The 18,955-nt window shown below is 65.6% G+C and carries 17 protein-coding genes and 1 pseudogene; 9 read left to right on the plus strand and 9 right to left on the minus strand.

Annotated features, from left to right (window positions below):
• The first annotated feature begins 7 nt into the window (after positions 1–7).
• The 4 genes from ACW175_RS13140 (at position 8) to ACW175_RS13155 (ending at position 4,760) form a co-directional block, all read left to right on the plus strand.
• Positions 8–1,477 (plus strand): APC family permease, encoded by a 1,470-nt coding sequence (locus tag ACW175_RS13140; RefSeq protein WP_492100514.1) that lies wholly within the window; start codon positions 8–10, stop codon positions 1,475–1,477.
• Entirely contained in the window at positions 1,470–2,594 is a 1,125-nt protein-coding gene (gene aguA, locus ACW175_RS13145) for an agmatine deiminase (protein ID WP_492100515.1), read from the plus strand. Before ACW175_RS13140 ends, aguA begins: the two co-directional genes overlap by 8 nt.
• Positions 2,595–2,596: 2 nt before the next feature.
• Positions 2,597–3,556, plus strand: a complete 960-nt coding sequence (arcC, locus tag ACW175_RS13150) for a carbamate kinase (RefSeq protein WP_492100516.1) — start codon at positions 2,597–2,599, stop codon at positions 3,554–3,556.
• Positions 3,557–3,626: 70 nt separating this feature from the next.
• Complete coding sequence (locus ACW175_RS13155) at positions 3,627–4,760, plus strand: alkene reductase (RefSeq protein ID WP_492100517.1); 1,134 nt, start codon at positions 3,627–3,629, stop codon at positions 4,758–4,760.
• Between the two features lie 151 nt (positions 4,761–4,911).
• Here the strand turns inward: ACW175_RS13155 and trbF are convergent.
• Positions 4,912–5,767: pseudogene (trbF, locus tag ACW175_RS13160) on the minus strand (conjugal transfer protein TrbF).
• Between the two features lie 185 nt (positions 5,768–5,952).
• Positions 5,953–6,741 carry an enoyl-CoA hydratase/isomerase family protein gene (locus tag ACW175_RS13165; RefSeq protein ID WP_492100518.1) on the minus strand — a complete coding sequence of 263 codons (789 nt, stop codon included), beginning with the start codon at positions 6,739–6,741 and terminating at the stop codon, positions 5,953–5,955.
• Positions 6,742–7,102: 361 nt separating this feature from the next.
• Here ACW175_RS13165 and ACW175_RS13170 point away from each other — a divergent pair, with 361 nt between their 5' ends.
• From ACW175_RS13170 to ACW175_RS13180, 3 genes are all read left to right on the plus strand, one after another.
• Positions 7,103–7,915, plus strand: a complete 813-nt coding sequence (locus ACW175_RS13170) for an SDR family oxidoreductase (RefSeq protein ID WP_492100519.1) — start codon at positions 7,103–7,105, stop codon at positions 7,913–7,915.
• Between the two features lie 195 nt (positions 7,916–8,110).
• Positions 8,111–9,040, plus strand: coding sequence for an NmrA family NAD(P)-binding protein (locus tag ACW175_RS13175; RefSeq protein WP_492100520.1), 930 nt, complete (start codon positions 8,111–8,113; stop codon positions 9,038–9,040).
• Positions 9,037–9,930 carry an alpha/beta hydrolase gene (locus tag ACW175_RS13180; protein ID WP_492100521.1) on the plus strand — a complete coding sequence of 298 codons (894 nt, stop codon included), beginning with the start codon at positions 9,037–9,039 and terminating at the stop codon, positions 9,928–9,930. The genes ACW175_RS13175 and ACW175_RS13180 overlap by 4 nt, the downstream gene beginning before the upstream one ends.
• A 304-nt stretch (positions 9,931–10,234) precedes the next feature.
• Here the strand turns inward: ACW175_RS13180 and ACW175_RS13185 are convergent, their stop codons facing one another.
• Positions 10,235–10,954: a hypothetical protein gene (locus ACW175_RS13185; protein ID WP_492100522.1), complete on the minus strand. Its 720-nt coding sequence runs from the start codon at positions 10,952–10,954 to the stop codon at positions 10,235–10,237.
• Positions 10,955–11,380: 426 nt separating this feature from the next.
• On the opposite strand from ACW175_RS13185, the gene ACW175_RS13190 reads away from it, so the two are divergent.
• Positions 11,381–13,744, plus strand: a complete 2,364-nt coding sequence (locus ACW175_RS13190; RefSeq protein WP_492100523.1) for a PAS domain-containing sensor histidine kinase — start codon at positions 11,381–11,383, stop codon at positions 13,742–13,744.
• 13 nt (positions 13,745–13,757) lie between these two features.
• Here the strand turns inward: ACW175_RS13190 and ACW175_RS13195 are convergent, their stop codons facing one another.
• The 4 genes from ACW175_RS13195 to ACW175_RS13210 all read right to left on the minus strand — a co-directional run bounded on the left by ACW175_RS13195 (position 13,758) and on the right by ACW175_RS13210 (position 16,247).
• A complete protein-coding gene (locus ACW175_RS13195; protein WP_492100524.1) occupies positions 13,758–14,075 on the minus strand; it encodes a hypothetical protein in 318 nt (105 codons plus the stop codon).
• A gap of 24 nt (positions 14,076–14,099) precedes the next feature.
• Entirely contained in the window at positions 14,100–14,525 is a 426-nt protein-coding gene (locus ACW175_RS13200; RefSeq protein WP_492100525.1) for a DUF302 domain-containing protein, read from the minus strand.
• Positions 14,526–14,680: 155 nt separating this feature from the next.
• Positions 14,681–15,619, minus strand: a complete 939-nt coding sequence (locus ACW175_RS13205) for an MBL fold metallo-hydrolase (RefSeq protein ID WP_492100526.1) — start codon at positions 15,617–15,619, stop codon at positions 14,681–14,683.
• A 217-nt stretch (positions 15,620–15,836) separates the two neighbouring features.
• Positions 15,837–16,247, minus strand: coding sequence for a winged helix-turn-helix transcriptional regulator (locus ACW175_RS13210; protein ID WP_492100527.1), 411 nt, complete (start codon positions 16,245–16,247; stop codon positions 15,837–15,839).
• A gap of 108 nt (positions 16,248–16,355) precedes the next feature.
• Here ACW175_RS13210 and ACW175_RS13215 point away from each other — a divergent pair, with 108 nt between their 5' ends.
• Positions 16,356–17,342 carry an MDR family oxidoreductase gene (locus tag ACW175_RS13215; protein ID WP_492100528.1) on the plus strand — a complete coding sequence of 329 codons (987 nt, stop codon included), beginning with the start codon at positions 16,356–16,358 and terminating at the stop codon, positions 17,340–17,342.
• A 3-nt stretch (positions 17,343–17,345) separates the two neighbouring features.
• On the opposite strand, the gene ACW175_RS13220 is transcribed toward ACW175_RS13215, so the two are convergent.
• Together ACW175_RS13220 and tehA are read right to left on the minus strand one after the other, a co-directional pair.
• Positions 17,346–17,762 (minus strand): DUF983 domain-containing protein, encoded by a 417-nt coding sequence (locus ACW175_RS13220; RefSeq protein ID WP_492100529.1) that lies wholly within the window; start codon positions 17,760–17,762, stop codon positions 17,346–17,348.
• Positions 17,763–17,872: 110 nt separating this feature from the next.
• Complete coding sequence (gene tehA / locus ACW175_RS13225; RefSeq protein ID WP_492100530.1) at positions 17,873–18,829, minus strand: dicarboxylate transporter/tellurite-resistance protein TehA; 957 nt, start codon at positions 18,827–18,829, stop codon at positions 17,873–17,875.
• Positions 18,830–18,955 lie beyond the last annotated feature (126 nt).

Consider the following 18,955-nt stretch of genomic DNA (forward strand, 5'->3'; position numbering starts at 1 on the left):
GGCCAGCATGGCCACGCCGACCCCCACAACATCGGCCGCCGCGACCAAGCCAGCCGCGCCAAGGCCTCGCTTCGCCAAGGTGCTGCGCGGCCTGGACATGACCCTGTTCACGGTCTGCGCCATCCTGGTGATCGACCAGCTGGCGGCCTCGGCGGCCATCGGTGTCCAGTCAATTTTCTGGTGGCTGCTGACCCTGGTGCTGTTCTTCATCCCCTATGGCCTGATCACCGCCGAGCTGGGCAGCGCCTATCCGCAGGAGGGCGGCATCTATGCCTGGGTGCGCCGGGCGTTCGGGCCGATCTGGGCCGGGCGCACCGCCTGGCTCTGGTGGGTCAATGTCGCGGTCTGGATGCCGTCGGTCTTCATCCTGTTCGCCGGTGTCGCCGCCGAGCTGTTCATGCCGACAATGACCCTGTGGACCAAGATGGCCATCACCTTTGGCCTGATCTGGATGACCGTGGGCGTCAACATCGTGGCGCTCAATGTCAGCAAGTGGGTGCCCAACATCGGCGCGGTCTTCAAGGTGGTCATCATGTTGGCCATGGGGGTGGGCGGCGTCGCCTACGCCGTGGTCCACGGTGTCGCCAATCCGTTCACGTTAAAGTCCATGACCCCCACCTGGGGCGTCAGCCTCGCCTTCCTGCCGGTCATTCTCTACAACTTCCTGGGCTTCGAGTTGATGTCCGGGGCCGGCGAGGAGATGGAAAATCCGGCGCGCGACGTGCCCCGCGCCATCGTGCTGTCGGGCGCCACCATCTCGTTTCTCTACATCTTCGCGACCGTCGGCATCCTGTTGGCCCTGCCGGCCAGCGACATCGGCCTGATCAAGGGCCTGACCGACACCTTCCGTCGATTGTTTGGCGCAAGTTCGCTGGGCCAGGCCGCGGTGATGATCTTTGGTCTGATGGCGCTCTACACCTTCGTCGCCAACATGGTCACCTGGACCATCGGCGCCAACCGCTCGGCGGCCGAGGCGGCGGGACGCGGCGACCTGCCCAGGATCTTCGGCAAGCTGCACGGCAAGTACCAGACGCCCGCCAGCTCGGCGATCCTGGGCGGCCTGATCGGCAGCGGGGTCCTGGTGCTCTACGGCTTGCTGGCCAAGAGCGCCGAGGATCTGTTCTGGACCACCTTCGCCTTCTCGTCGGTGATCTTCCTGCTGCCCTATTTCCTGCTGTTCGCCTCGTTCCTGAAACTGCGCCGGGTCGATGACCATCTCCCGCGGCCCTACCGGGTTCCCGGCGGTCAGCCCGCGGCGATCGGGCTGAGCCTGTTGTGCATGGCCTTCATCCTGCAATCGATCGTCTTCCTGATCTACAAGCCCGGCAAGTTTGACCTGACCTATGCGCTGGCGGTCGGCGGCGGGTCGCTAGTCACCGTGCTGATCGGTGAATTCCTCGTCCGTGGCCGGCGCACGCCCGCGCCGCTCGCCGCGCTTCCCCTTGCCGCGTCCCCAAAGGCCACCTCCCATGTCTAAGCTCCTGACCACCACGCCCCGCCAGGACGGGTTTCGGATGCCGGCCGAGTGGGAGCCACATGTCGGCTGCTGGATGCTCTGGCCCGAACGGTCGGACAACTGGCGCGGCGGCGCCAAGCCGGCCCAGCACGCTTTCGCCGCGGTGGCGGCGGCGATCGTCGAGGGCGAGCCCGTCACGGTCTGCGTCTCGCCCGGCCAATATGTCGTCGCCCGCGAGATGCTCGACCCGGCCGTGCGCGTCGTCGAGATGACCAACAATGACAGCTGGATCCGCGACTGCGGCCCCACCTTCGTGGTGAACAAGGCCGGCCTTGTGCGCGGCATCGACTGGAAGTTCAACGCCTGGGGCGGCCTGCTGGGCGGCCTCTATTTCCCCTGGGACCAAGACGACCTGGTCGGCGAGAAGGTCATCGAGATGGAGGGGGATGACCGCTACGGCCCCGACTTCATCCTCGAAGGCGGGTCGATCGACGTGGACGGCGAAGGTTCTCTGCTGGTCACCGAGCAATGCCTGCTCAACATCAACCGCAACCCGACCAAGACCCGCGAACAGATCGAGCGGGAGCTTCGCGACTATCTCGGCGTCGAGGCTGTTCTCTGGCTAAAGGCCGGCGTCTATCTCGACGAGACCGACGGCCACATCGACAACTTCTGCCGCTTCATCGCGCCGGGCGAAGTGGTTCTAACCTGGACCGACGATCGCCGCGATCCGCAGTACGAGATTTCCGCCGAAGCCTTCGAGCGTCTTCAGGTCCTGCGTGACGCCCGGGGCCGCCCCCTGACGGTCCACAAGCTGCACCAGCCCAATCCGGCCCTGATCACCGCCGAGGAAGCCGCCGGCGTCGACAAGGTTCCCGGCACCCTGCCGCGTGAACCCGGCGATCGGCTGGCCGCGTCCTACGTCAATTTCTACATCGCCAATGACCGCATCGTCATGCCCGCCTTCAACGATCCTCACGATGACGCAGCCCAGGCCCTGCTTTCGAACCTCTTTCCCCTGCGCGACATCAGCACCGTGCCGGGCCGGGAAATCCTGCTCGGCGGCGGCAACATCCACTGCATCACCCAACAGGAACCGCTCGGGGCGCACGCGGCCACGGCCGTCGCCGCGGCCTGAGGGTGCGCATCGTCGTCGCCCTGGGCGGCAACGCCCTGCTCAAACGTGGCGAGCCGATGAGCGCGCGGCTGCAACGGCGCAATGTCGGCGTCGCGGCCGAGGCCTTGGCGGCCCTGGTCGCGGCCGGCCATCAGATCGTGGTCACCCACGGCAATGGTCCGCAGGTGGGCCTGATCGCCCTGCAGTCGGCGGCCGGTCCCCAGGATGGCGACTATCCGCTCGATATCCTGGGGGCCGAAAGCCAGGGCATGATCGGCTATCTGATCGAGCAGGCCCTGCGCGAGCGTCTGCCGCCAGGGACGCTGCTGGCCGCCCTGCTGACCCAGGTGCGGGTCGACGCCGCCGATCCGGCCTTCCAGCATCCCCGCAAGCCGATCGGCCCGGTTTATGACGCGGCCGAGGCCGCGGCGTTGGCGACGGCGCGCGGCTGGACGGTCGCCCCCGACGGCGACCATTGGCGCCGGGTCGTCCCCTCCCCGGAACCTCTCGAAATCCTCGGCCTTGGCGCCATCCGACTGCTCGTCGAGGCCGGTGTCGTCGTGATCAGCACCGGCGGCGGCGGCATCCCGGTCATCGCCCGCGCCGGCGCCGGCTTTGATGGCGTCGAGGCGGTCATCGACAAGGACCGCGCCAGCAACCTCCTAGCCGGCCAGATCGGCGCCGACATGCTGTTGATGCTGACCGATGTCGACGCGGTCTATGTCGATTTCGCGAAGCCGGACGCCAGGGCCATCGTGCGGGCCGGGGCCGGCAGCCTGCGGTCCGAAGATTTCGCGCAAGGCTCCATGGGACCCAAGGTCGCCGCCGCCCAGCGTTTCGCGACCCTGACGGGCAAGGTCGCCGCGATCGGCCGGATCGAAGACGCCAGCGCCATCGTGCGGCAGTCCGCCGGGACCTGGATCGAGGCCGGCGACGGCCCGTTGGTATTCACGCGCCAGGTCCCGCGCTTGTCGCCGGCCTGAGTGGAATCCGAGGCTGTCACGGCGACCGTCCCTGCCCTATCCCGTCACCTCCTCTTGCGGATGACAGATCATGAACAAGCCTCACGCTCCCCGGTCGGCCAGCGCGCTCTTCGAAACCGTGACGGTCGGCGCTTTTGATCTGGCCAATCGGATGGTCATGGCGCCGCTGACCCGCAACCGCGCCGGCCCGGGCCTGGTCCCAAGCCCTTTCGCCGCCGAATACTACGCCCAGCGCGCCTCGGCCGGCCTGATCATCGCCGAGGCGACCCAGGTTTCGGCCCAGGCGCAAGGCTATTCCGACACGCCAGGCTGCTACACCGACGCGCAGGTCGCCGGTTGGCGCGCGGTGACCGACGCCGTCCATGCCCAGGGAGGGACCATCGTCGTCCAGCTGTGGCATACCGGCCGGGTCTCCCACACCAGCTTCCAGAAGGATGGCCAGGCGCCGGTGGGGCCCTCGGCCATCCGGGCCAAGACCAAGACCTTCATCGCCGGACAGGGCTTCGTCGATACCTCCACGCCGCGGGCCCTGGAGCTGACGGAAATTCCCGGCGTCATCGAAGACTTCCGCTACGCCGCCAGCCGCGCCTTGGAGGCCGGCTTTGACGGGGTGGAGCTCCATGGCGCTCACGGCTATCTGCTCGACGCCTTCCTCAAGGATGGCGCCAACCAGCGCACCGACGCCTATGGCGGCAGCATCGAGAACCGGGCGCGCCTGCTGCTCGAGGTGACCAAGGCCGTCACCACCGAGATCGGCGCGGACCGGCTCGGCGTGAGGCTGTCGCCGGTCTCGCCGGCCAACGATTCCCATGACAGCGATCCCCAGTCGCTGTTCAACCACGTGGTCGAGGGACTCAACGGCTTTGGCCTGGCCTATGTCCATGTGGTCGAGGGCGCGACTGGCGGCGCGCGCGACTTCGCGCCCTTCGACTACGCGGCGCTGCGCGGCCGCTTCGACGGGGTCAGGATGGCCAATAACGGCTATGATCGCCAGATGGCGATCGACGCCATCGCCAGCGGCTGCGCCGACCTGATTTCCTTTGGACGGCTGTTCATCGCCAACCCCGACCTCGTCGCCCGCTTCCAAACGAACGCGTCGCTCAGTCCCTTGATGGCCGCCGAGACGCTCTATGGCGGCGGCGCCCACGGCTACACCGACTACCCCACCATGGCCCTGCCGACCGCCGCCCTAGCCGTCAGCTAAGGACCGGCCGGCGGGTCAGGCCGTCAACCCGTAACTCGCCGGTCCGGCTTGGGCGCCACGGACGGACAGCGCCCCGCGCGGGTCTCAGCGACCGTCGGCGATATCGGCCACCAGGCCCTCGAACCGTTCGCCGTTGGCGCTAGAGACGGTCTCACCCTCGCCGGCCTGACGGTGACGGGTGATCCATCTCAGGGATGATCTTCAGGACGGGCCAGACCGCAGGCGCCACCCCGCGGGCCCGCACGGTGATCCTGGCCACGGGCGTAGTGGAGAATAAACCGCCGCTGGCCCATCTGATGGCGGTGACGAAAACGCCAAGCGGATTGGCCCGCAGCCCTTCGGGGTCGCGCGGCGGCTTCAGGGTGATGGTGAGGATGGCGCTCCAGCGCTCGGTGGCGACGAGCTGTCCGTCGGCGTAGCGCCGCTCGGTCCAGGCGAGCCGGAAGCTGCTAGGTGAGGCGCGCACGACGCTGGTGATCCTGAACCTTGCCGACGTGAATGAATGGGTCGGCTCGGCGGGCGTGATCCCATAGAGCCGCCGCCCCATCGGCCTTGGTGAAGTCGTAGGTGCGCGGCCAGGCCTGGCGCATCAGCACCGGATCGGTGGACAGGGTGCGCACGTCGGTGATGAACCGCGCCAGGGTCCAGGCGATCAGGGCGTCGCTGGCCCGCGCGCCCTGGACGGCCGGGGCGGCGACGCGCGGCTCGCCCAGATGATCGACCTCGACGACCCAGGGCGTGACGCCGCCTCGAAGCGACAGGGAGACCAAGCCCGCCGACAAGCCGCCGCTGAGCGCCAGCAACCCCAGGGAGCTGCTGAGAGCGATTTCGGCGAACAACAGCGTAGAGTCGGCGGCTCGAGACGTTCGTACGCATGAACCGAAGTGGCGCGCCCTATTAGGTACAAGTGAGAGGTATTTTGAGAAAATTCTCATTGTGAAGCCGCGAAGGGGTTCTGGATATCGAGATATTGCTGGAAGATCTCGCCAACGATAGGCGCCATCCATCAGTGAGATCACACGCGAAACGAAAGGAATTAAAGCCAGACCTCTTCATGCGCCTATCCTTTCAGGCTGCAGTGCCAATGGACGCGCTCTTGGCGACGGAATTGGTAACGGCTGCTGTGGATGGAGCGATCGGGTGGTTGTTGGCGATACCTTCCCGAATGGCTTTGCCCCCACCCTGGCCTCTTCTAGCTACCCTTGAAATCGAACTGGGGCCGAGCTCGGCCCTTTGCGATCGCATCAACTGCTGCGGGGATTGCCCAGCGGGTGTCCGCGCTTTCGAAAAGCGGCATGGCGATGTCCATAAGCGCCTCATCCGCCGCGCCCCTGCCACCCAACTCCCATGCGCGTAACAAGGCTTTGTGCGCGGCATGCGCCAGGGTCGGCCCGGCTGCAGCCTTAGCGGCGAAAGCTATCCCCTCACGGAGAAGCTCAGCATCAGGGATCACGCGGTTGATGACGCCATGGTGGGCCATTTCCTCTGCAGGCACTTGTTCCGAAGTAAGGGCCCATTCCATGGCTTTGGGCCGCCCGGCTCGCTCTGCGACGCGGTAGATCCCGCCCAGCAGCGTGACGATGGCTATGCTCTGTTCAGGGTGACAGAAACGGGCCGTATCACCGGCAAAGATGACATCTGCTCGCAGCGCCAGTTCCAAGCCGCCCCCAAAACATTGACCCTGCACAAGCGCCACGGTCGGCATTGGCAATCTCTCGAACCGGTTCCACGCGGCGAGATATCGCTCGAAGAGAGTACGACGCTCGCGCTGGGTCATCGTTGGCCAGGGCTGAATGTCCCCGCCCAAGGAGAAATTCGGTCCGTCGGCACGCAGAACCAAGGCACGGGCTTCGCTCGAACTGACGGCATCGAGCGCCATATCGAATTCGGTGAGCATCTCGGGTGAAAGCCGGTTTTGCGGTGGGTTATGGAGCGTGATGATCGCCACCGCGCCCTGATTCTTCAGAGAAACTTGGGTCATGGGATCGGCTCCTCGGCGAAAATGTGCGCGCAACCCGTCGACCGCCGTGCTGCGCGCAGCCGGAATTGGTCAGATCGCAATCGAAGTGACCGCTTGATGGCGCACCCATAGCCTCCCGCCAATTCTACGATGGGACGTCCTTGCGCATACCCTCGTACAGGGTGGCCGCTGCAGATCGCGGTGGGCGTACCTAAGCGCCGCGGGCATGCAGGAATTCCCATGCAGATCGACTTGGCTCAGTCGCCGCGCGTTCAAGACTTTCCTGAAGTTCTGCAATCACCTGCTTGTGACGCGTCGGCGCATCCCGCTCGATACGCCCTAAGTCAGCCAACGACCCTGGCCTCACATCGGAGCGATCATTATGCCGAGCAAAATTTGGTTCATCACGGGAACGTCGAAAGGCTTCGGGCGCATCTGGGCCGAGGCTGCCCTGGCGCGGGGCGACCGGGTCGTAGCGACAGCCAGGGATATCAAAGCGCTCCAGGCGCTGGTCGATACCTACGGCGATCTCGTCCTGCCGCTCGCCCTCAACGTCGATGACAAGGCGGCGGTCGACGCCACTGTCGCCAAAGCGATCGCTCATTTCGGACGGATCGACGTCGCCATCAACAATGCCGGCTATGGGCAGTTCGGGACCATCGAGGAAGTCAGTGAGGCCGAAGCCCGCGCTCAGATGGAGACCAATTTTTTCGGTGCGCTTTGGGTCACCCAGGCTGTCCTGCCGCAAATGCGCGCTCAAGGCTCTGGCCACATCATCCAGGTGTCGTCGATCGGCGGCGTCAACGCCTTCGCCACGATCGGACTCTATCACGCCTCCAAATGGGCTTTGGAAGGGTTCAGCCAATCGCTGGCCGCAGAAGTCGCGCCGCTGGGCATCAAGGTCACCATCGTCGAGCCCGCCGGCTACGCCACCGACTGGAGCGGCCCCTCCGCGAAGACGGCCAAGCCGATCGAAGCGTATAGCGCGGCGCGCGAGGCGCGAGCCAAGTTCCGCAGCGCCGCAGTCCCAGGAGATCCCGAGGCCAGCGGCCCGGTGATCCTGAAGCTGGTCGACGCAGCGGAACCGCCGCTGCGGGTCTTCTTCGGCACGGCCGGCCTGCCGATGACCAAGGCCGAGTACGCCCGCAGGATCGAAACCTGGGAAACCTGGAGCCACCTCTCCGTTGAAGCCTAGGGAGACTTAGCGGCCAAGTCATCGGTTTAGCCGATGTGACGCTCGACAAGCCTTCCAGTCTCAAGTCCGTTCTGGAACGTGACCTCTCACGGTCCGGAACGGGGGGCTCAAGCCCTATACCAGCGTCTAGGAACTATCCTGACGTGATCCCAACTAGCCTCAGCTGATCTTACCAGGACCAGCGAGAAGATCGTAATGTCAGAGCGCTTTTCGAACCCCGACCGGCCTCGCATAGCCGTGGCGGGCGCCACAGGCCATGTCGGCGCCAGACTCATCGCCAACCTCGCCTCCGACCCGGTCGACGTCGTCGCGCTGACCAGAAACCCGAAAACCGAGCGCTTGGCTGTGGGCGTGGCGAGAGCCGCGGTGGACTTCGACGCCCCATCCACCTTGCTTGAGGCGCTGCGGGGCGTGGATCGACTCTTTCTCGCCCACGGCACCTCCGATCGGCAGGTGACCAACGAGATCGCGCTCATCGACGCGGCGGTCGCGTCTGGCGTCACGCACATCGTCAAGCTGTCGGCTATGGGGCCGCCTACGCGCCTCATGCCGTTCGCCTGGCATATGGAGATCGAGGCGCACCTCGCGCAGCAGGACACCAGCTATACGGTTTTGCGCCCTGGACCGTATGTCGACAGCCTTGCCGGAGCCGCGGGGTCGGTCGCCTCTGCCACATGGGGCGGAGCGGCCGGTGACGGCCTGGTCAATCTGATCGATACCCGTGATGTGGCCGATGTCGCGCGGGTGACCCTGGTCGATGACCGCTTCCTGGCCTCCCAGCGCGCTTATCATCTCACCGGGCCAAGCCGCCTTACCATGCCAGAGGTCGCCGAAGCGCTGTCGCGGGAACTGGGCCATAATGTCCAGTACAGGCGTCGCAGCCCCGCCGAGCATCGGGAAATTTTGATCCGATCCGGCGTCAGCGAAATGGCCGCTGATCTTCGGCTTGGCCTTGACCGCCTCTTCGCGGAGTCGGTGCTCGCCGAAACGACGGCCACGGTTTTGGACCTCATCGGCAAGCAACCCCGGTCGGTCGCAAGCTGGCTCTCCGACAACGTCTCGCTGTTCTCGACGCCGGTCGACCGCGCGCCCTCCCCCGTGACCCAGGACTCGAAATCGCGATGACCAAGAGGATCGACGTCTCGTTCCCCGCCGATGGCGGCGTGAACCTGCATGGCTGGCTATTTCTGCCCGACGGCCCAGGTCCGCATCCTGCGGTCACGATGACCGCCGGCCTTGGCGGTTCAATTCATCACGGCTTGGAGCCCTTCGCGAAAGCGTTCGCCGAGGCCGGTTACGCAGTACTGCTGCACGATCATCGCGGCTTCGGCGCCAGCGGCGGTGAGCCGCGGCACGACGTCGATCCCTGGCGGCAAATCGCCGACTGGCGGCGGGCCATTTCCTTTCTGGAAAGCCTCGACGAGGTCGACGCCAGCCGAATTGGTTTGTGGGGAACCAGCTATTCCGGTGGCCATGCCCTGATGCTCGGGGCGACCGATCGGCGTCTGCGCGCGGTCGTTGCGCAGGTGCCGACGATCAGCGGCTATGAACAGGCGCTTCGGCGCACACCGCCCGATCGTCTCCCCGCGGTCGACGAAGCGCTCATGCAGGATGATCGGGATCAGCTCAACGGCGCCCCGGCCTACCAAGCGTTGGTGAGCGCGGACCCTGAGGTGGCCGCCGCCTTTCGGACGCGCGACGCTGTGGACTTCATGCTTCAGCCGCTTCCTGAGGGCGTCTGGGAAAACATCGTCACGGTTCGCTCATCACTCTTTTCACGCATGTACGAGCCGGGCACGTTCATCGGCCGCATCTCGCCGACGCCCCTCCTGGTCATCGTCGCGCGTGACGACAGGACGACGCCGACGGATCTTGCGCTGTCCGCCTATGAACGGGCCCTGGAGCCTAAGCGTCTCGTGATCGCCCCCGGCGGCCACTACGACATCTATCTGGGTCAGAGCCATATCGCGATCGCCGCCGCCATCGGGTGGTTTCAAGAGCATCTCTCAGTTTGAGACCGAAACCTGCCGTCACTAAAGCGACGCATTGTCCTTGCCCCACAGCTGGTGTGGGTGTCGTGGGAAGCCGTCATTAGGCTTGATCTTAGCTCGATAGTCGTTGGGGGCGGTTGGCGGACGTCAGCCCCGTTCTGAAAACGGGTGCTAGGCGTCGATCCAGCAAACCAGGAGGTCGCCTCCTGGCGATAAATCTCCTGGCCTGCGCGTCAAACACAAACCGTCCGCGTTGGACCCAACTCAGACTGTGCTGGTTGATGCGCCGAGCGGACGGGCGACTGACAAGCAGCCGCCCGCCCCTAGATCATTCAAAACGGTAATCGGAAAGATCGACGCTGACGATCAGCGGTTCGGGCGCGACGGTGTCATCGGCCAGCCGCGGGAAGATCCGCATCTTGCCGGGCATGACGATACCCTGGACCTTCACCGGGTCGAGCAGGTATCGGGCGGCGGCGTTCTTGCCCTGGATGTCGACCTCGTAGTCGTGGCGACGCAGAAGGCCGTTGGTGTCGAAATAGAAGGTCTGGACCTTGCTGTGAGTGGCGATGCGGTCGGGGAACGTCACCCGCAGGCGCTGGAAGGTTTCACCGTTCTCGCTCCACGGGCCGATTTCCTCGGTCACGACGCCTTCCTGGCGCAGGATGAACGGCGAGGTCAGGTAGGTCCACATGGTGTAGCCGGCGAAGTAGCCGACTTGCGGCTGGCTCCAGTGGGTTTCCATCTCGTATCCCTCGAACGAGGCGCGGGGCTCGATCAGGTCCTCGACCACGCTCCCGTTCGGATCGACGATCTGCACGCGCCGCGGGGTATAGATGGAATGGTTCTGGGTGGGGGCGAACGGGCCGTGGGAAACCTGCTGTTCACGCGTCCAGACCGTCACCTCGCAGTCTTCCAGGACGGTCGGTTGCCCCTTCAGGGCCCACAGTACGCCGCCTTGATGCAGCTTGGCCTTCACACGGTTAAAGCGCCAGAAGGCCTCCATACCACCATGGGCCTCAATGGCCCGGTCCACGAGTTGGCTCATCTTGCGTCTTGCTCCATGACAAGGTCTGGAGGCTGACGTCGCGCTCAGCCTCGCGTGGAGTTTTGTCGATCGGGCCGAAGCCAAGCCATGGCGCCTGGGTCTAGGCGACCTATCCGGCGGTATGGCTCGATGGGTCTGGCCAGCGCGCTAGGCCATCGGCTGGCGGTCACCGGCCAATGGCGAACCATCGCAGCGAGGCGCCCCCTACCAGAGTATGGGTAGGCCGCAAGGCGCGCCCCGCGAGCCAATGGCGCATGTTACCGTTACTGGGTTGACGCTGGACAGCCTGCGAAAACCCGGGGAGCTTGCCGCACCGCCGGTCCGCAGCAAGGCGATTTGTCATCGGATCGCTGTAGCCGACGAGCGCGATTGTACGAGGGGCCACGCCGGATGTCCGAGCGAACGAAGGCAGTCTTATTTCTGACCTTGGCCGGGCTGTTGGCGGCGGTTGTCTTCTGCATCGACAGCATCGCGAAGTACGACTTCTCGATCGCCATCCTCTATCTGACGGTGCTCGTGCTCGTGTCCGCCGTCGGCGACGGCAAAGCCGTTGCGCGCGCCGCGGTCGCCTGCGTGGCGCTTACCGTTCTGGCCTGGACAAGCGCGCATTTTCACCAGCCGTCCCTGTCGAGCGTTCTGAGATGCCTGTTCGCGTGCGTCGTGATCAGTGTGACGGCGGCGCTGCTGATCAGTCGCAAGCGTTTGGAGACGGCCAAGCAGGATATCGAGCGTAGCCGGCACGAGGTCGAACTCTTCGCCAACTCGGTGCCTTACGTGTTGTGGCACTCCAATCCGCAGGGCGAGATCGTCTATCTGAATGAGAGCTGGACCGCCGTTACGGGTCTGGACCGTTGGAGCGTCCTGCCCGACGCGGGCTACAACAAGGTGATTCACCCGGACGACATCCCCATTCTCAACGAGACCGTGTCGAGGGCGGTTTCGACCCAGACCATCACTGACCTGAAGGTCCGTATTCGCCAGGCCGACGGCGCCTATCGCTGGATGCAAATCTACGACCGCCCGGCGCTTTCCCCGCTCACCGGCGAAGTTGAGCGCTATGGCGGCCTCTCGGATGTGCACAACGAGATCACGGCCAAGAAAGAGTTGCAGCGCGTCCGAGTCGAGCTGGAGACCAGCAAAGCCGAGCTGGAGGCCTTCACGGACTCGGTCCCCCAAATCCTCTGGCGCACAGGCACGGACGCCAAGATCGACTTCTTCAATCGCCGATACACCGAAATTACCGGTCGCGACGGCCGAGAGGCCATCGAAAACCAAGCCTATATCGAACACTTCCACCCGGAAGATCGAGAAGAGTTCCTGCGCCTGTTGGACGAGGCCTTCGCGGCGCGCACGGAGCTGCGGGCAAACTGCCGCCTGCGGCACTCGGGCGGTGACTATCGATGGATGTCGCTGGTGGGACGCCCCGTCAGCGTCGCCGACGGGTCCGACGACATTCGGTTCTATGGCGGCATCACCGACATCCACGAGGAGGTGATCGCCCACCAGAAGGTCCAGGAACTTAACGAGACCCTCGAGCAACGCGTCGCCGAACGAACCTCGGAGCTTGTGCGCACCGAGCTGCGCTATTCTGGGCTCTTCGACGTGAGCAACATGACGTTCGCCGAGATGGACTTCAGTGGGGCCGATCGCATCCTGGAGTCGATCAAGGCCGACGGTGTCACCGACCTTCGCGCCTACATGAACGAGCATCCCGACGTGCTGGCCCGCGCTTTGGCGGCGATCCAGACCACCCGCGTCAACGAAGCCCTCGCAAGGATGATGGGTTATGAGGATGTCGCCGATCTTGTCGCCAACCCTCCGGCGCAGAACGCCGAAGATGGTTCGGAGGTGCTCCTGCGACAACTCGAGATGTCCTATAACGGCGTCAAGCACATCGATGGGCGAACCGTCCTCTCGGGCAAGGGCGGCCGTCGCATACCGATCTACTTCACGGTGACCAGGCTCCCGGACGGCCTGCACCTTTCCAGCCACCTGGACTTATCGGAACAGGAACGCATCGAGGAGATCCGCCGAGCCGCCCAGGCGGAACTGGCGCGCGCCAACCGCGTGGCTACGGTGGGCGCGATGTCCGCCTCGATCGCTCACGAACTGAACCAGCCGATCGCGTCCATCCTGATCGACGCCAACACCGGCCTGCGCCTGCTCTCGCGCGACACGCCCGACATGGAGACGCTCACCCGCATCCTCCAGCGTGTCGACAAGACCGCCAAACGGGTCTCGGGCATCGTTCAGCGGACCCGGGACAACATCGTCGCCGGCCGGCGCTCGGTGCAAGCGATCGATCTTTGTCGCTTTGCGTCGGACACGCGCGACCTTTTGAATCACGATCTCAAACGGGCCGATGTCGAGCTGGAGATCCTCTGTCCGGACACCTCGCCCATCATCGATGGCGATCCCGTCGGATTGCAACAGGTCTTCGTCAACCTGGTCAGCAACGCGATCGACGCGATGCGCGACCAGCCGGGTCCTCGGCGGATCAAACTCGAGATCGCTCCGGCGGAGGACGAAGGCGCCCTGCGCGTTCGGGTGACCGACACCGGGCCAGGCATCCCCGAAGAACATATTGGCCGATTGTTCGAACCCTTCTTCACGACCAAGTCGACGGGCATTGGCATGGGCCTTCAAATCTGCCGAACGTCTATCGAGGCCATGGGCGGCCAACTGACAGTGGCCAATCAGCCCGGCGGCGGCGCCAGCTTCGCGTTCGATCTTCCGATGGCGTCCCAGGAGGCCGAAGCCCGCGAAACCACGGGTAGCCCTCAGACCTGAAGCCTGCGGCGCCTTAAGCCTCGACCACTTCCCCCATCGAGGGGCGATGTCTTTCGACCAGGTCGGCGTGCTCCTCGTCACGGCCTCTTCGCGCGACGTTGAGGCGGATATAGAGCCCGACCGCACCATAGGCGCCCACGGTCTCGGACCAGCGGTCTGCGGCCGAGGTCAAGGTGTTGACCGACCCGCAATAGACGACCTGGGCGACTTCTCCCGACCAGCGAACATGCACGAAATTGCCTGACGTGGCTGGCAGTTGGGTCGGATCGGCGATCCGGCGAAACCGGTAGCTGCCGCCCGATGCGCCTTTAAGGACGAGGATGTCTTGCATGGCTCAGGATAGTCGCGCGCGCATCTAGCGGGAAGCCTGGATCCGCGCCGCGGGGCCGCCAGCGGCAAGCGCCAAGCCCTGGAGCGCCCGGGCCATGCGCTCGGCGGGCTCGCCAGCGTCCGCAAGCCCGTGCCAGCGGGCAAGCTCGCGGGGGTCATGGTAGGCGACAGACGTCTTCGCCTGGCGCTCGAACACCATGATCTTGAGCGGCAGGTCCAGGGCGATGGTGGACTGGCGCTGCATCAGCAGGGTTCCGACGCGAGGATCGCCGAACACGAAGACGAGGGTGGGCTCAAGGTCGAGACCTGCCCGAGCGGCCGCGGCGGCATGGTCGAAACGCGCGACCGGCGTTACGCCCAGGTTCAAGAACGCCTGCTCGAGCCGCGCCACGACCGTCTCGAAGCGATCTTCGGTCTCGATGAGGACCGGTTGGGACGTCGCAGGGATCATGACTGTGCTCCAGGCGGAAGGCTGTACACCACGCCGAACAATAGGATCTGGCTCGACACTGATCGACGCCAACGAGGGCTCGAGGGCGCGCGAGACACCCGCGCGCCTTCGGTCGGTCGCCAGGCAACTGCCTGGCGACCGTTTCGACTTGAGACCTAGACGCCGCGATAGACCAGACGCGTGAAGAGTTCCGGGCTGATTATCATCTGCCCCCACTTGGCGTCGAAGGCGGCGGTGGGCTTGGCCGCGATGATCTGGTCGATGCTCTTGCCCTGCTTCTTCAGCGCCGCGACGTTACTGCGGATGGTGACCAGCATATCGCGGTATTGGATGAGCTCGGCGCGGCCGCCGACCGGCCCGTGACCGGGGATCACTATGGTCTTGGGGCCGGCCATGGCGATGTTGGCATTGGCGGCGCGGATCATCCCGTCGATGCTGCCGCCGGCGACGTAGTCGATGAACGGATAGAGGCCGTTCCACCAGGTGTCGCCCGTCAGCAGAACGTCGGCCTTGGTGAAGTAGGCCGACAGGTCGCCGTCGGTGTGGGACGGGCCATAGTAGCGCAGGCGCAGCGTGTCGCCGGCGAACGGCAGGGTCTTCTCGTCCTTGACCATCATGGCCACGCGCCCTTCGGCTGGCAGCGGCGTGAAGGTGTGACCCCACTCGACCACGCGGATGGTCTGGCCCAGGTGCTTGGCGGTGTTTTCCTGGCCGATGATGGTGGCGCCGTCGCGATGGACCCAGACATTGCCGTCGGTGTGGTCCCAGTGCCAGTGGGTATTGACGACGTAGCGGATCGGCCCCTTGCCGATCTTCTTCAGCTGGGCCTCCATCTTCGCCTTCGAGACAGCGATCCCGTCGTCGACCATCAGGATGCCGTTCGGCCCGGCGATGGCGGCCATGTTGCCACCCGAGCCTTGCAGCAGGACGACGCCGCCGCGGAGCGGTTGGGTCGTCACCGGCGAGGCCGCCGCGGCCGCGTTGATCTTGGCGTAGGGGGTCATTTCGTCGGCGTGCGCGATGGACGCGCCCAGGACGGGGAACGCGATCGCCGTCGCCATCAGGGCGAAGGCCAGGGTGTTGTTGCGTTGCACGTTGATCTCCAGGAATGGGCCGCAGCGGGCCATGTGCCTTGGGCGCTGCGCCGTCCGGAAGGATGGCCGCCCCAGGCGCCAATCTGGGCCTGTCGCCATGGCAAGGCTTGATCGCGACATTCCAGGTTGGAAGGAACGGCGACTGGAGACGCAAGGTCGCCGCCCATTTCATGCAGGGGGAAGCGGCCGCCCCTCCCCCTGATCCGCTAGACTAAGTCTATTCGGCCGCGGCGGGTCGCTCTTGGAAAGGCGCGCCGTCTTGGTCTACGGCGCACCGGCTTTCCATGCCCGGCAGCTTTTGTTGCTCGGTCCGATAACGCTCGCCCCAATCGCGCAAAGCCAGCATCAGCGGGCCGAGCGTGCGCCCCAGAGGCGTGACGTCATATTCCACCCGTGGCGGCACCTCGGGATAGACTTGGCGGGTCACCAGTCCGTCGGCCTCGAGCTCGCGCAGCTGCAAGGTCAGCATGCGTTGGGTGACGTCTGGGATAAGTCGCGCCAGCTCCATGAACCGTCGTTTGCCGACCAGGAGATGGAACAGGATCAACGGCTTCCAGACGCCGCCAATGACCGAGAGCGTCAGTTCAACGGCGCAGCCGCTCTTAGGATCAAGACGCTTGGGGCGCATGGGCGGTTACTTTCATAATTGATAGTACCGGTGATAATTGTGCGTTCTTACGGTGATGAATGCGCTTTCGTATAGCCAATGACCTCGGCCAACAAAAGGAACGCCAAAGTGTCATTCCGCGCCATTCTCGCCAGGAAATCCGCGGACGGGGCGATCACCGCCGCCGTCGAAACCCTGTCCGACAGCGATCTGATGCCCGGCGACGTGACCGTCGCCGTCGAATGGTCGAACGTGAACTACAAGGACGCCATCGCGCTCTTCACGCCGCAGATCATCCAGACCTCACCGTTGATCCCGGGCATCGACCTGGCCGGCGTGGTGGAGACCTCGGCCGATCCGCGCTTTTCGCCTGGCGACAAGGTCGTCCTGACCGGCTGGGCGCTGAGCCAGACCCACCATGGCGGGTTCGCCCAGCGGGCCCGGGTCAAGGCCGACTGGCTGGTCAGGCTGCCTGACGGCATCAGCACCCGCGACGCCATGGCCATCGGCACCGCCGGCTTGACCTCGATGCTCTCGATCCTGGCGATCGAGCACGCCGGCGCCCGCCCCGCCCGCGGCGATGTCCTGGTGACGGGCGCTTCGGGCGGGGTCGGGTCGATCGCGATCGCGCTTTTGGCCAAGCTTGGCTACCGCGTCATCGCCTCGAGCGGAAAAGCCCAGGAGACCGACTACCTTCGCCATCTCGGCGCGACCGAGGTGATCGACCGCCACACGCTGTCGGGCGAAGGTCCGCCAATGGCGGCTGAACGATGGGCCGCGGCCATCGATAGCGTCGGCGGCCAGACGCTCGCCAATGTCCTGGCCCAGACGGCCTATCGCGGCGTCGTCACCAATTGCGGCTTCGTGGGCGGCCGCGACCTGCCCACGACGGTCCTGCCCTTCATCCTGCGGGGCGTCACCCTGGCCGGCATCGACTCTGTCATGGCGCCGCAGGCCCTGCGACAGCAGGCCTGGGCGCGCCTGGCCACGGATCTTGATCTTGGCAAGCTCGGCTCGACGATCAACGAGATCGGCCTGGATGACGTACAAGCCGCCGCGGGCCGGTTGCTGAAGGGTGAGGGCCGTGGTCGCACCTTGGTCGACGTCAATCGATAGGGCCTAGATCGACGGGCGGTCGGTGTCGTCGGCTTCAGGGGCCGAAACGACATCGGCCGCGCCGGCCGCGCTCGCCTTGTGAAGATACTGTTCGGCCACGAGCCAAGCCTTGACCGGACGCAGCGTCGCCAGGCACCCGCCGATCAGGGCGGGAAACACCGTGGCGAACTGCGCCCAGACCGGCGGCTGGGCGACCACAACCCACCAGGCCCAGAGCGCGGTCACCAGGATGCCGACTCCAGTCATCACGAAGAACGCCGGGCCGTCGGCTGGCTCGGCGAAGCCGTAGTCCAGCCCGCAGCGATCACAAGTCTTGGCCAGCGCCAGGAAGCCGCAGAACAATCGCCCTTGGCCGCAGCGCGGACATCGGCACAGCAATCCGGAGCGGAGGCTGGAAGGCTCGAGATAGACGTCGGCCATCGGCCAGGTTCCTCGTCGGTTCATCGGTCGGCTTGAAGGGCGTGATGCGGTTGTCGGCCCGCCTAATCGGCGCGCGGCATGATCACTTGGAGGCTCAGGCCTAGCGGCCCTCACCCCATGGGCGGGATCGGGGCCTCCCTGGGCAGCAGGCGACGCGCCGCGCCGTAGACCGTGCGCAAGATGATGGCCCCGACCAGCAGGTTGGCCGCCACGAAAACAACCGCCGCCAGGACGTCGTCGCCGCTCTTCTGCGCCAGCCGCAGGGACGCGGTGGCCAGGGCCGTGGCGCCGAAGGTGAAGGCCCAGTAGCTCGGCGTGAACGGCTGCTGCAGGATCCATCCCGACAGCCGCGCCAGGATCAGCGCCTGCAGCAGTCCATAGCCCACCATGGCATAGGCGATGAGGTCAGCCTGGCCGCCTTTGACGCTCAGATAGGCGACCGCGCCCACGACGGGCGGCGCCAGCTGGATGCCGAGCGTGGGCCGCAGCGCCGGTGGTAGTGGCGGGCCGTTGTAGAAGCGGCGCAGCAGCACGGACTCGATCGCCAGCCAAGCAAAGAACCCCGCGCCAAACGCCAACTTGCCCCACTGCGCATAGCCCATCGCCACCGCCGTCGTGGCCATCACGAAGCAGCCGGCGACCGACGGCAGATAGAGAACCGGCGTGCTCGCCGTCTCGTCGCGTTCGCCCTGCCAGAGGCCGCCCGTGCGCCATACCGCGAACAGCCCGGTGAAGACCGCGCCAAGGAGGAACAGGGCCCGTGCGGCGGCCGGCCCATAGGGCAGGATCGCCAGGCTGACCAGCATGGTCGCCACGCCGATAAGTCCGATGAAGCAGCACTGGACAGGGTGGCGCGCCTCCTCCCGTCCCACGGCGGGGGCGATGATCCATTTGAGCGCGTAGAGCACCAGCAGGACCGCCCAGACCACGCAGGCGGTCAGCTCAAACGCTTCTCCGACGATCGCCGGCGCGCCCCAGGCCTGATGGGCCACGCGCCAGGCATTGCCCAGCCCGGCCAAACCAAGCACGGCGCCGAAATAGGCTGCGGGGATCTTCGGTGGCGACATGGATGACCCGAGGGAGCGTGAAGCGATGTGACGCTGCATGGTGAGGCTGGCTGAGGTCCTGAACCATCATACCGACGTCTAGGATGGCGCATGGAGGGTCCGCGACGTCGGCGCCACCGGCGGCGG

The organism is Caulobacter sp. FV1ye6ST, from assembly GCF_058681225.1.